Below are 12,872 nucleotides of genomic sequence, written 5' to 3' on the forward strand. Positions count from 1 at the left end.
CGCTTTTCGCCGCGAGCTGTTCGCTCGCGGCGAAATCAGCTCAGCTTCAGGTCCGCGAAGACGAAGCCTTCGCGCTCCACAATTTCACCATTCTCGACAGGTATCGGGTGCATAAACATTGGCCCTGCGTACGTGGCGGTGTGGAACTCGCCATTCTCTCCGCATGGATCGACCTCAGATGGCAGGTCTGCCAGCAGGGAGTGGTCAAATTCGCGTCCGGCGAAACTGGGCGACAGCTTTTTGGGATCGACGCAGACGATGCGCGTTTTGAGACCGGCCTCAATCATAGCTTCGGCAAGCTTGCGCGTTTCCAGGCCCCATACCGGGAAGAGCGGTGTCAGGCCTGTATCGGCAAGGCGCTCCTCGCGATAGCGGCGGATATCCTCCAGAAACAAATCGCCGAAAGCGATGGCTTCTATGCCTTCGCCTTTGGCGCGTTGGCAGGCCTGGCGCATGGCTCCCTCATAGGCTTCATTCGAGCAGGGCCACGGCAGAGGGACTTTCCAGAGCGGGAGACCAGCCGCCGCAGCCTGCGCTTCCAGCAGTTCACGGCGAGTGGAGTGCATCGCGACGCGGTCGAAAGCAGAATTGAGGGTGGTGAGCAGTCCTGCTATTTCGTAGTCGCCGGCCTGGCGCAGCAGGTGGAGCGCCCAGGCGCTGTCCTTACCGCTGCTCCAGGAGACGAGTGCTCGCTTCAAATACCACCCAATGCTTGTTCGAGATCGGCAATCAGGTCGTCGGTGTCTTCAATGCCGACAGAAAGCCGAATCATTCCATCGGTGATGCCTAGCGCGGCGCGCATCTCTTCGCCCAGGGCGGCGTGGGTCATCGTCGCCGGATGAGAGATCAGCGTCTCGACGCCGCCGAGGGACTCGCCGAGCGTGCAGATCTTCAGTCCCTTCAGAAAAGTATTTGCGCGGTCGAGAGAGCCTAGCTCAAAGGTGATCATGGAGCCGAAGCCGGTCATCTGCTTCTTCGCAAGTTCGTGTTGCGGATGCGTCGTAAGGCCTGGATAGAAGACCTTTCCTACCGCTTTGTGATTCGCGAGAAACTCCGCAACCTTGCGGCCGCTTTCGTCGTGCTGTCTCATGCGCACTGCAAGCGTCTTGACGCCCCGGAGGATCATCCAGCTCTCAAACGGAGAAAGGATGCCGCCGGTGCATTTCTGCACGAATGCGAACTGCTCCGCATGCGAGGGCTTGGTGCCGACCAGCACGCCTCCAAGGCTGTCGCTGTGGCCATTGAGGAACTTTGTCGTCGAGTGCATGACGATATCCGCGCCAAACTCAATGGGCCGCTGGAAATAGGGCGACATGAAGGTGTTATCGACGCTCAGTTCAACGCCCGCCTCGTGGCATATATCGGCCACCGCACGGATGTCGGTCAGGGTCATCATGGGGTTGGTGGGTGTTTCGATGTGGACGAGCTTCGTCGCTGGCCGGAGCGCCTTGCGCACATTTTCGGGATCGGATGTATCGACGTAGGTGAACTCGATGCCGTAGCCGGTGACGATCTGGTTGAAAAGCCGCGGGGTGCCCCCATACACATTTTCGCCGCAGATGACGTGATCGCCCGTCTTGAAGAGGGTGATCATGGCCATGATGGCGGCCATGCCGCTGGCGAAAACATGGGCGCTGGAGCCGCCCTCGAGTGATGCGAGGTTTGTTTCCAGCGCGTCGCGGGTCGGGTTCGAGACACGCGAATATTCGTAGCCCTTATTCTTGCCGATCTCCTCCTGCGCATAGGTGGAGGAGAGGTAGATGGGCACATTCACGGCACCCGTGAGAGGGTCAGGAGACTGGCCATCGTGGATGGCGCGGGTAGCGAAGCCTGCTTTGCTTTTGGTCATCAGAAATCCAGTTTACTTGCCGCCATCGAATATGTTCTTGGAGAGGTAGCGCTCGGCAGAGTCGGGCACAATGGTCGCGACCCGTTTGCCGGGTCCCAGGCGTTGCGCGATCTGGATCGCAGCGAACACGATAGCGCCCGCGCTCGACCCCGCGAGCACTCCTTCTTCCGCAGCCAGGCGCTTGACCATGGCGAACGCATCCTCGTCGGTTACGCGGACGATCTCATCCGTAACTGAGCGGTCAAAAGTCTTCGGAATGAAGGAAACGCCGATGCCCTCGACCTTATGAGGTCCCGGTTCGCCGCCTTCGAGCACCGAACCCTGTGTTTCTACAGCGACGGTCAGGATGGAAGGGTCTTTCTCCTTCAGCAGCCGGGCGATGCCTGTGAAGGTGCCGCCGGTGCCTACACCTGAGACGAAGGCGTCAATGCGGCCCTCCATCTGATCCCACATTTCAACCGCGGTTGTATCGTGATGAAACTGCGGATTGGCTTGATTGTCGAACTGCATGGAGGGAAAGACATTGGGGTCTTCTTTGGCAACGGCGAGGGCGCTGCGGATGGCGCCGCGTATCCCATCGGCCTCCGGAGTGCGAACCACGGTGGCGCCGAAGCCGCGCATCAGCATGCATTTCTCCTCGGCAAAGCCCTCCGGCACAAAGAGCAGGACCTTGTAGCCACGGTTCACGCCGACCAGGGCGAGTCCCACCCCGGTGTTGCCCGCAGTGGCCTCGACGATCGTGGAGCCGGGATGCAGCAGCCCGCGTCGCTCCGCATCGAGAATGATTCCCAGGGCGGCGCGGTCTTTGACGCTGCCACCGGGATTCAAAAATTCAAGCTTGGCGTAGACATCGGCCATTTCCGGGGTGGCGACGCGGCGAAGGTGCAGCATGGGAGTGTGACCCATGAGTTCGGTAATGTCTTCTGCAACGCGGAGAGGGGCGATTGAGTTTTCGACGATACGCATAAAAACTCTTAAGTTTAGCAGGAGCGAGGGGCCGGCCACCTGTCAGGAGCGAACTCACACAAAAGATGTAGTTCTTCGATTGCAAATAGAGAGGGATTAGGTTCTTTTTCAAATAACATTTTGGCAAGCACTCTTCGGATTAAACCTCTCCATCTGGAGGGCTATGCCGATTAAGGATGAATCTGGTCTACCCCAACACGATCCGCAAGAGAAGCAGCGCCGTGATGCTCGTCATCCTGGCGGCGCTGGGTTCTGCTGCATTTATCTGCGCCGGCAGCGTGCTTGTCTATTCGAGCGCAAGGCAGTTGATCGTACGGCGTGATTTGGAAGACCACTCGAATGACGTGCTGTCTGCACTCCAGCTCATCTCGCGGCGCATCGGCGATATCGACCTGACGATCCGTCTTTATCAGAAAACGAGCTCCGATGGCGACCTGAAGAATGTACAGAGGACTGCCGCTCAGCTGGAAGCTGCCTCCATTCAGCTGCAAAATCTCGTGGCGGATGACGTGTCTCAGCAGAAGAGAGCTAACAGGATTGTCGGGGCAGCACATGCCCTGAACGAAAGCCTGGAAGACCTGGATGCGAAGTCCTCCTTTCCTGTGCATCAGTTGATGCTGGCCCGCGAGGCCCTCAGCCAGATGGAGGTGTATGAGCAGGCCCTGCTCGCCGCCAGAAAGCGCCAGGCCCGCGAGCAGAGTTATCGCAGTCTGGGGACGGCGATAGCCTATGTCCTTCTTTCGCTGGCAGTGGTGTTGATGCTTTTCGGCAGTCTGCTCCGCGACATTTTGAGGCGTAAGCAGTTTGAAGATCAGCTGTCACGCGCAAATTCGCAGCTCGAGCTTACGATCGGTCAGCTGGAATCGCGCGCCCGCGAAGCTGCTCTGCTGACTGCCGCGCGCGATGAGATGCAGCTCTGCATCTCCCCGTCGGATGCCCACACCTGCGCTGCACGCTACTGCGAGCGGCTGCTGACGGGGACACGCGGCGGCGTGCTGGTCATCAACAATTCTCGCCAGATGGTTGAACTCAGGGCATCCTGGGGCGATCCTGAGGCTCTGATTGACTGCTTCGCCCTGGACTCCTGCTGCGGACTTCGCTCGGGTCGCGCACGCTGGCGCAAGGACGGTCAGTCTGAGGTGCACTGCACGCATTTTAATGGCGAGCAGCCCGAGAACTATCTCTGCATTCCCCTCGCGGCGCAGGGAGACACGCTGGGCTTTGTCTACGTGGAGTGTCCCAACCGCCGCATGGCGACGATTGTTGAGTCGCAGGAGGCTGCACTGCAGGAGCTTGTGGAGACGGCCTCGATGGCGATTGCCGGACTCAACCTGCGCATGCGCCTGGAGAATCAGTCCATCCGCGATGGGCTGACAAACCTGTTTAACCGTCATTTCATGGAGATTGCCCTCGAGCGCGAGATCCTGCGCGCAGGCAGGTCGCGGAATTCCCTGGCTGTGTTCATGCTCGACGTGGATCACTTCAAGCAGTTCAACGATACCTATGGGCACGAAGCGGGGGACAACGTGCTTCGTGAGGTAGCTGAAACGTTCCGCCAGTGTGTACGCGCCGAGGATATTATCTGCCGATACGGCGGCGAAGAGTTTGTCATCATTCTGCCGGAGATCACTACGAGCGAAGCCTGGGAGCGCGCGGAAGCTGTGCGGCGCAAGGTGGGAGAGATTCGTGTGCGGCATCGGGGAGAGAGCCTGCGGGAGGTCACGATCTCTCTAGGGCTGGCTATGTATCCCGCGGATGCCGACACGCTGGAGGAGCTACTGCGAGAGGCAGATCGCGCGCTCTATGATGCGAAGCATCGCGGGCGCAACTGCGTGGTGACAGCGCAAAGCAGGGTCAACGCATAGCCGCTTTCCTGTGCGGCGCTACTGTTGGCCGCTCTGGAGGGTTATCCCGCTCCCCTGCGCCGTTTTGCTGCCAGCCGACCTGGGATAATAGCCGCTGCGAGTGCGTACGATCAGCTTCATATGGGGAGCGTGCGCTTCCACACGAACCACTCGGTATCCGCCAAGACTGGCCGGCTTGGTGGAGTGGTAGCCGATGGTGTACTGGCTGCGAATATCGCGCGCTACTTCATTGGCGATAGCGTCCACCTGGCCGAGATTCTTAGGGAAAAAGGCGATTCCACCGGTTTCGTCCGAAAGCAGCTGCAGCGCACGCTGGGCGCGGTGCGATTCACGGCTGCTGTCGGAGCCGAAGAGCAGCCCGATGGAGTAAACCACCGGTCCCTGCAGATCCTGGATGCGCCTGATGGTCTGTTCCAGGGTCAGGCTGGAGGCGTTGTCCTCGCCATCGGTGATGACGAGCAGCACCTGCTTCGGCTGTTTTGCGCCCTTTGAGAGTTCGTCGGCAGACGCGACGACTGCGTCATAGAGCGCTGTTCCTCCCTTGGCGTCGATATGTGACAGGCCATCCTGTAGTTTGGAGATATTCGAAGTGAATTCCTGATCGATAAATGCTTCGTCAGAGAAGTTGACGATAAAAGCTTCGTCCTCCGGGTTGGAGGCTCTTACCAGGTCGAGCGCCGCAGCATTTACCGCTCCCCGCTTATCGTGCATCGAGCCGGAGTTGTCCACCAGGATGCCCATGGAAACGGGAAGGTCGGAGTGCTGAAAGGCCGCGATGGTCTGTAACACATTGTCTTCATAGACCTTGAAGTCGTCCTTGGTCAGCGTGTTGACGAGGCGGCCGTTCTGGTCAAGCACCGTGGCGTTAAGAACAACCTCCTCCACATCCCGGCGTATCGTGTAGCCGCCTCCTGCGCCGCGCTGGACGGCTGCTCCCCCCTGCTGCTCTTTTTGCATAGGGGGTGCGGGAACCGCTGCATCGGGCGACGGTACAGGGTCGGTATCGACGGTCAGCGAGGGCTGCTTTTCGGCAGGCACAGGTATGGGCACCTGCTGAGCTGCGAGTGGGAGGGTGAAGGCGGCGAGGAGCAAGGTACCCAGAAAGCTACTGCAAAGGCGCATAGTATCCGTTACGCGCGTGCACCGCGAGTTGCGGAAGTCCCGGAGGGGGCACGAGCTTTACTTTTAATTTACGCCACTTGCCGTCCCGTCTCGCATCGTCGGATTTGTAGCCGAGTACATATTCATTGCGAAGTTCGGCACTGATCTTGGTGGCGATGTCGCCCATCTCGGCAACGTCATCCACTTTGAAGAGTCTGCCGCCCGTCTCGTTGCTTATGTCTGCGAGCAGTTGCGGTCCCATTCGCTCCTCTGTGGTGGGGGCATACGGGTCAAAGATGCCGATGGAGTAAATCTGTACGGCGGATTCGCGCACGGCGGTGCGCACCTCATTTTCCGTGTATCGGCTACGGTTGTCGCCGCCGTCGGAGACGATCAGCAGTGCGTGGCGCTCATACTTCGCCTGCTTCATTTTTGCGATACCAAAATAGATTGCGTCGAGCAGTGCGGTCCGATGGCCGGGATGCACGTTGGTGAGCTGTTCCTCAATGTCATCGACCGAAGAGGTGAAGTCCGAGACCAGTTCCGGGCGGTCGTTGAAGGCGATCACGAAGAACTCGTCCTGAGGGTTTGCCGTTTTCATGAACTGGAAGACGGAATCGCGTGAGCGATTGATCTTGTTGGCCATGCTGCCACTCATGTCAAAGATGATGCCGATGGAAACTGGGGCGTCTTCCTGGGAGAAGGTTTTGATCGTTTCAGGACGATTTTCTTCATAGAGGAAGAAGTTTTCCTTCTCCAGACCCGTCACCAGTCGATCGGCGCCATCGGTGACCGTCACCGGCACGAGCACCAGGTTCACATCCACGCGGATGCGTTCATTGGAGCGGGCGTTGAGCGCAGCCCGTCCCTCCAGCGGTGGTGGTCCAGGATTCGCAGGTACGACCGGGGGAGGTGGGCTTACGTGAACCCGGTTGAGCTGATCTTCCTGACAAAAGGACCTTCCAGCGGTGAAAACGAGGACGAACGCCAGTGCGACAGGGTGTAGCCGCCTCAGTTTAGGAAGGGAACTGCGAGTTGCATTGCGGAGGAATTTGCATGTGAGAGGCATCGTTTTGCCCTCTTGGCGGTAGCGTAGCACGCTTTTCAAGTGGACGGAGGCGTAGTTTTGCGGCGAGATGACAATGTGTTCAGGTTCAAGGTGCAGGTTGCGACGCTAAGTCGTTGCGGACGTACATTCTGTATCCGAAGGGCGAAACCTGGCGAGGGTCGACAGGCGGCGGCAGGGGTGTCCAGGCGCGTACCAGCTTGTAGTGGGTTGCCAGATAGCGCCCAAAGCGCGGCCATGCCTGCAGTTTTTGGTAGTCAGGGTCGCGGCTCACCTGAAATGCACCGGCGCGGGTGGCGCAATCCTCATCGGTCACGACAAAGACCGAGGGCGGATGCAGTATAAGTCTGGCCCAGTAGCGGCGGCGTACAGCCTCGATGGCAGGCGTTGCATCGGATGCGAGAACATAGCAGTCGGAAATCATGCCAGTGGCCTGGACGAGCCGCATATCGTAGAGCGCCGTAATGCAGCCGACCGTCATGTCCATGCATTGGACATTTCCCGAGAGCCGGGGAGCGCCGATGGTCGCCAGGTCTCCTTCCATGTGCGCCAGAAATTGCTGGTTCCAGTAAGTGAAGCGTCCAGTTTTTGCGGCAGACACAGGCGCGAGGAAGCAGACGGCAAACAAGACGGTGACGACGGCCAGGGTGCGCCGCCAATTTTTCTCCGCAAGGCAGGCAGCCAGATCGCGTGCTGCAAGCGTGAGGAGTGCGGCAAGCAGAAGATAGCGATGGTAGGGATAGCCCTTGCCCTGTACGCAGTAAGACAACAGCCCGAAGGCAGCAGTGGTGAAGAGCGCCGTCCGTTCCCAGTTCCTCTCCTTGCGGGCCGGGACCGGGAACAGGGCCAGGGGCAGCCACAGCAGCAGCAGCGGCCATGCCGGTGCGGCTGAATGCTGCAGCAGGTAAGCGAGGGGTCTTCTGCCGAGGGAGGCATAGTAGGGGACGAGATGGCGCTGCATCTCGAAAAAAGCCAGAAGAGCCTGATAGTGGACCAGATAGACGAGTCCGATGGCCAGCGGCAATGCTAATCCGGCGCAGGCGGCCAGCAGGTATTTCTGCCAAGGTGTGCCGCCGCGGCGTAGCTCGTGGATTGCCAGCGCCAGCAGGCCAACGGCGAGCGGGAGACCAATTGGCTTCACGATGCCCGCGAGGGCGGTGAGAAAGCCGAAGGGCAGCATCCACGCCCAACGCTTCTGCCGGAGGCAAAGGAAGAGGCACGCAAGCCCCAGGATGAGCAGCACCGCCATGGATAGATCGCGCTGGCCAGCCTGCGGCATGCCATCGCGCCCATGCAGCAGGGCGAAGAGCGAGGCGGCCAGGATGCCTCCGAACCAGTCCTTTGTGAGGACCATCATTCCGGCAGCAGCCCCAGCCAGGAGGGAGAAGTCGAAAAGCCGCCAGCCCATCGCGCCGCCGCCGAAGATGCGTATTGCGGCATCTTCCATCAGGTAGCAGCCGGGGTAGTTCATGTCGAGGATGTCGCGATAGGGCGCGAAACCATGGTGCGTGAGGAAAACGACATAGTGGATGACCGATGCGTCACTGACCAGCGGCCAGCGCCAGGAGTGCGCCACGAACCATGCCGCGCAGGCGGCCAGCGCGGTGCTCATCACGATCTTGAACAGGCGCATCAAGCCCTTACGTTAGTTGACTGGGAATAGTTTCGCCAAGCCGCTGCGCTACAATCGCAGGAGCAAAGCAACTGTTAAATCAGTCCGGTCGTAGCCGGCAAACCCGGGGTTCAATCTTTCTCATGGCTCGTATTTATCCCTTTCGCGGCCTGCGCTACAATCCGACCATCGTTCGAGTTCAAGACTGCGTAACTCAGCCGTATGACAAGATCACGCCCGCCATGCAGCAGGCGTATTACCAGAAGAGCCCTTACAACCTGGTGCGAATCATCCTCGGGCTGCCCGAACTGTTCGACGAAAATGGTGGCGATGTCTATACGCGCGCGGCGCGCGACTTCACAGCGTGGCGCGAGAGTGGTGTGCTGGCCGCGGAACCTGAGCCGTGCATCTTCGCCTATTCCCAGCGCTTTACGGTGCCTGGATCGAACGGCGCGGTCGCAGAGAGACGCGGATTCATCGCGCTGGGCGAACTGTATGACTACGCCCAGAATGTCATCTTTCGCCACGAGCAGACGCTTTCCAAGCCGAAGAGCGACCGGCTGAACCTGCTTCGGGCCACACGTGCCCATTTCGGACAGATATTCATGCTTTACTCCGACCCGGGGTTAACTGCAGAGAAGCTGCTCTTCTCCGGCAATTATGTGCCGGATATTGAGGTGACCGATGAGTACGACGTCCAGCACCGGGTCTGGAAGGTTAGCGATCCCTCCACGATCAATATGCTTGCCGGGGCACTCGAGGACAAGAAGCTGATCATTGCCGACGGCCACCATCGGTATGAGACGGCGCTGAACTACTCCAGGGAGTGCGCTCCCGCCGCAGGCGCGGAACGCACCGAGCGCAACACGAATACCATCGCACAGCCGCCACATCCTGAAGCCGCCGTGATGATGACGTTTGTCAATATGGATGCCGAAGGTCTGGTGATTCTGCCGACCCACCGTGTCGTTTCCGGGCTTGAGAGTTTCAAGACAGCGGCATTCCTCGACAAGGCCAAGGCTTACTTTGCCATTGAACCATGCGAAACCTCAGATGCTTCGGCGTTGACCGCGAAGCTCGCCGCCGTGGGCAATGGCGCAACCGCTTTCGCAGCCGTGACCAGGGAAGGCGCTTACCTGTTGACTGCAAAGCCTGAGGCGGTCGCAGAGGCGCTAGCTGACCTTTCTGATCGGCAGCGGCAACTTGATGTAGTACAACTGCATGCGCTGGTGCTGGAGCAGTTGCTCGGCATCACGCCAGAGGCGATCCGCGAACAGCGCAACCTGCGCTATCTGCGCGATGCGGCTGAGGCCGTGGAGCAGGCTGTGCGCGGAGCGGCGGATGTCAGCCTGCTGATGAACCCGGTGACGCTGAACCAGTTGCGAGAGGTCGCCTTTGCCGGAGAAGTGATGCCGCAGAAGTCGACGGATTTCTATCCCAAATTACTGAGCGGTCTTGCCATTTATGCGTTGGACTGAGAGTGGGAACGGACGGTGGTGTAGCGCCTTCGCGGCACTCGGCGCCTTGCTGCTGTGCTTCGCCTCTGTGGCGGCGCAGACACAGCCGGTGGTTCCCCCGTCTCCCATGGCATCCGTTCAGCCTCGATTCTCCGTGGTGATTGACGCGGCCCACGGAGGAGCGGACACGGGTGCAAAGCTAACCTCCGGCCTGATGGAAAAGGACCTGGTGCTGGCGCTCTCCGTGCGGCTGCGCTCGCTCCTGGCTGCCCGCGGCATCTCAGTCATCACTACCCGGGAGTCGGACACGACCGTGGCAGCGGATGACAGAGCCGGTCTTGCCAATCATTCCATGGCAGCCGCCTGCATTATGCTGCACGCGACGACGACCGGCAGCGGAGTTCATCTATTCACCTCTTCGCTTGCGGCTGTTCCGAATGGGCGCTTTCTGCCCTGGCAGACGGCGCAGGCAGCTTACACTCCGCAAAGTCTGCGTCTGTCGTCGGAGATTGCCTCCGCGCTCGGCCACGTTCAGGTGCCGGTTACGCTGGGGCGCGCCTCTGTGCCTCCCATGGATAACTTCACCTGCCCGGCAGTTGCCGTTGAACTTGCGCCACTCGCCCATGGAAACACGACCAGGGCAGCGCCGCTCACTGACTCTGCTTACCAGACCCGTATCGTGGAAGCCCTTGCTGCTGCGCTTGAGCAGTGGCGTAGCGATTGGCGGCAGCAGCCATGATATCCCGCGCTCAGCGTCTACTCTTCGCGCTGCTGCTGCTGGCAGTGGTGGTGATGGCTGCGATCCTGATACGCCTGCGCGAGGGGGCGCAGGATAGGCTCTCAGCCGTCGTGGACGATGTGCCGCTTACGGTTCCGGCGGGGTCTGCTCCCCAAAAGGTTACGCTTTTCCTCGCGAACGATCTGGATGATTCTCTGGTTGAGGTCGAGCGCAGCTATCCCATGCCGCAGGATGAGAATGAGCGCGCCCGAGTGCTGATCGGCAAGTTGCTCGCAGAGTATGCAGCTGCGAAATCGCCGCATCCGATTGCAGATGCGGCAGGCCTTGAAGAAATTTATCTGATGCCCACCAAGGGTGGAAGAACGGCCGTTGTGAATCTTACCGAGTCATTTGTGGAGGCTCATCCTTCGGGCATCGAGCCCGAGACGCTTACCCTGCTGTCGATCATCTCGACACTGCATGCAAATATTCCTTCCATCACTGAGGTGCGCTTTCTCGTCGATGGCCGCGAGCGGCAGACCCTTGCCGGACATGCTGACCTGACGCGCATCTACCTGGCGACGGATACAACTCCAGCAGGGCCTGAGCCGAAGGCTGCTCAACCATGAAGATAGGCGTCTTTGATTCGGGAGTGGGCGGCCTGACCGTGTTGCGGGCGTTGTTGCCGCGCATGCCCTCAGCAGAGTACATCTATCTCGGCGATACGGCGCGGCTGCCCTATGGCTCGAAGTCGCAGGCGACCATCGCGCGCTATGCCACCACGAGCGCCCAGTTTCTCGCCGCACGGGGAGCTGAATTCCTCGTAATTGCCTGCAATACCGCCAGTGCGCTGGCGCTTGATGACATTCGCCAGGCAGTTTCTGTGCCCGTGGTGGGAGTCATTGAGACCGGAGCGGATGCAGCCCGGCGCAGCTCTTCTACCGCCGACGTGATGGTCATTGCAACCGATGCAACGGTCGCCAGCCATGCCTATTCATCCGCATGTCGCGAGCGAGGGTTGCATGCAATCGAGAAAGCTTGCCCGCTGCTGGTGCCGCTGGTCGAGGAGGGCTGGATCGACCACCCGGTGACGCGGGAGGTGCTCGAGATTTACCTGTCAGAGTTGATGCAGGATACAGCCCGGCAAGGTATGAATCCCGACACGCTGGTGCTCGGTTGTACGCACTATCCGCTGCTGCGCGAGCAGATCGAGCGCGCGGTGCCCTCCTCCATCAGCGTGATTGATTCCGCCGAGGCGACCGCAGAGGGCGTAGCCGCGAGGCTGGGCGTAAAGACTCCCGCTGGGGATACCGGGGCCGTCTGCAGGTTCTACGCTACCGATTCAGTTGAAAAGTTTCGTCGCCTGGGTTCAAGGTTTCTGGGGCAGCCGGTTCTCCACGTGGAACTTGTTGACCTGGGAGGCTGATATCCTTGTTTCTTGCGTTTTAAGGAGCAGTGATCATGATTGATTTGAGTGGGCGGGTCGCGGTCATCTTTGGACTGGCCAACAAGCGCAGCATCGCATGGGCGATCGCGCAGAAGCTGCAGCAGGCGGGCGCACAGCTTGCCATCAGCTATCAGAACGAGCGCATGAAGTCTGAGGCTGAAGGACTTATCGCCGATCTGCCGGGCGCGGAGGCGTTTCAGTGCGATGTCTCCAATGACGCCGAGATAGCGAGCCTTTTCGAGCAACTGAAAGAGCGCTACAGCAGGCTTGACGTGCTGGTGCACTCGGTCGCCTACGCGCCTGCGGAAGAGCTGAAGAATAACTTCGTGATGACGACGCGCGAGGGTTTCCGCATGGCGCACGACGTCAGCGTCTATTCGCTGATCGCGGTCAGCCGCGCAGCTGCTCTGCTGATGACGAATGGCGGCAGCATCATCACCATGACGTATTACGGCGCGGAAAAGGTAGTGCCGCACTACAACGTAATGGGCGTCGCCAAGGCTGCGCTCGAAGCGACGGTGCGCTACCTGGCCGCCGACCTCGGCGCGCAGAATATCCGCGTGAATGCCATCTCCGCCGGTCCGATCAAGACGCTGGCGGCTCGCGGCATTGGCGGCCTTGGCGACATGCTCAAGGCACACGCTGAGCGCGCTCCGCTGCATCGAAATACAGAGCAGTCTGAAGTAGGCGGCACGGCGGCGTTTCTCGCCTCGGATATGGCGAGCGGGATCACCGGCGAGACAATCTACGTCGACAGCGGCTACAACATCATGGGCTTCTAAACGGAGGAA

The 12,872-nt window shown here is 59.9% G+C and carries 12 protein-coding genes; 6 read left to right on the forward strand and 6 right to left on the reverse strand.

What is annotated here, in order from left to right; translation table 11 throughout:
- Positions 1 to 35 precede the first annotated feature (35 nt).
- The 3 genes from C7378_RS13420 to cysK are packed head-to-tail and all read right to left on the reverse strand — an operon-like array spanning position 36 to position 2,815.
- Positions 36 to 698: an adenine nucleotide alpha hydrolase gene (locus tag C7378_RS13420; RefSeq protein WP_131997670.1), complete on the reverse strand. Its 663-nt coding sequence runs from the start codon at positions 696 to 698 to the stop codon at positions 36 to 38.
- Complete coding sequence (locus C7378_RS13425) at positions 695 to 1,849, reverse strand: trans-sulfuration enzyme family protein (protein WP_131997673.1); 1,155 nt, start codon at positions 1,847 to 1,849, stop codon at positions 695 to 697. Before C7378_RS13425 ends, C7378_RS13420 begins: the two co-directional genes overlap by 4 nt.
- Positions 1,850 to 1,861: 12 nt before the next feature.
- Positions 1,862 to 2,815: a cysteine synthase A gene (gene cysK, locus C7378_RS13430; RefSeq protein ID WP_131997676.1), complete on the reverse strand. Its 954-nt coding sequence runs from the start codon at positions 2,813 to 2,815 to the stop codon at positions 1,862 to 1,864.
- A 176-nt stretch (positions 2,816 to 2,991) separates the two neighbouring features.
- Between cysK and C7378_RS13435 the strand changes: the two genes are divergently transcribed.
- A complete protein-coding gene (locus C7378_RS13435) occupies positions 2,992 to 4,680 on the forward strand; it encodes a GGDEF domain-containing protein (RefSeq protein WP_131997679.1) in 1,689 nt (562 codons plus the stop codon).
- A gap of 18 nt (positions 4,681 to 4,698) precedes the next feature.
- On the opposite strand, the gene C7378_RS13440 is transcribed toward C7378_RS13435, so the two are convergent.
- The 3 genes from C7378_RS13440 to C7378_RS13450 all read right to left on the reverse strand — a co-directional run bounded on the left by C7378_RS13440 (position 4,699) and on the right by C7378_RS13450 (position 8,480).
- Positions 4,699 to 5,730, reverse strand: coding sequence for a VWA domain-containing protein (locus C7378_RS13440; protein ID WP_243648253.1), 1,032 nt, complete (start codon positions 5,728 to 5,730; stop codon positions 4,699 to 4,701).
- 55 nt (positions 5,731 to 5,785) lie between these two features.
- Complete coding sequence (locus tag C7378_RS13445) at positions 5,786 to 6,850, reverse strand: VWA domain-containing protein (protein ID WP_131997685.1); 1,065 nt, start codon at positions 6,848 to 6,850, stop codon at positions 5,786 to 5,788.
- An 85-nt stretch (positions 6,851 to 6,935) separates the two neighbouring features.
- Entirely contained in the window at positions 6,936 to 8,480 is a 1,545-nt protein-coding gene (locus tag C7378_RS13450) for an ArnT family glycosyltransferase (protein WP_131997688.1), read from the reverse strand.
- A gap of 122 nt (positions 8,481 to 8,602) precedes the next feature.
- Between C7378_RS13450 and C7378_RS13455 the strand changes: the two genes are divergently transcribed.
- The 5 genes from C7378_RS13455 to C7378_RS13475 all read left to right on the forward strand — a co-directional run bounded on the left by C7378_RS13455 (position 8,603) and on the right by C7378_RS13475 (position 12,863).
- A complete protein-coding gene (locus C7378_RS13455; RefSeq protein ID WP_131997691.1) occupies positions 8,603 to 9,937 on the forward strand; it encodes a DUF1015 domain-containing protein in 1,335 nt (444 codons plus the stop codon).
- 106 nt (positions 9,938 to 10,043) lie between these two features.
- Complete coding sequence (locus tag C7378_RS13460) at positions 10,044 to 10,655, forward strand: N-acetylmuramoyl-L-alanine amidase family protein (RefSeq protein WP_207901437.1); 612 nt, start codon at positions 10,044 to 10,046, stop codon at positions 10,653 to 10,655.
- The gene (locus tag C7378_RS13465) at positions 10,652 to 11,263 is read left to right on the forward strand and encodes a GerMN domain-containing protein (protein ID WP_131997697.1); all 612 of its coding nucleotides are present in this window, start codon (positions 10,652 to 10,654) and stop codon (positions 11,261 to 11,263) included. The genes C7378_RS13460 and C7378_RS13465 overlap by 4 nt, the downstream gene beginning before the upstream one ends.
- A complete protein-coding gene (murI, locus tag C7378_RS13470; protein WP_131997700.1) occupies positions 11,260 to 12,060 on the forward strand; it encodes a glutamate racemase in 801 nt (266 codons plus the stop codon). Before C7378_RS13465 ends, murI begins: the two co-directional genes overlap by 4 nt.
- Before the next feature lie 35 nt (positions 12,061 to 12,095).
- A complete protein-coding gene (locus tag C7378_RS13475) occupies positions 12,096 to 12,863 on the forward strand; it encodes an enoyl-ACP reductase FabI (protein WP_131997703.1) in 768 nt (255 codons plus the stop codon).
- The last annotated feature ends 9 nt before the right edge of the window (positions 12,864 to 12,872 follow it).

Origin of the sequence: Acidipila rosea (assembly GCF_004339725.1) — a bacterium.
GTDB classification, from domain to species: Bacteria; Acidobacteriota; Terriglobia; order Terriglobales; family Acidobacteriaceae; genus Acidipila; species Acidipila rosea.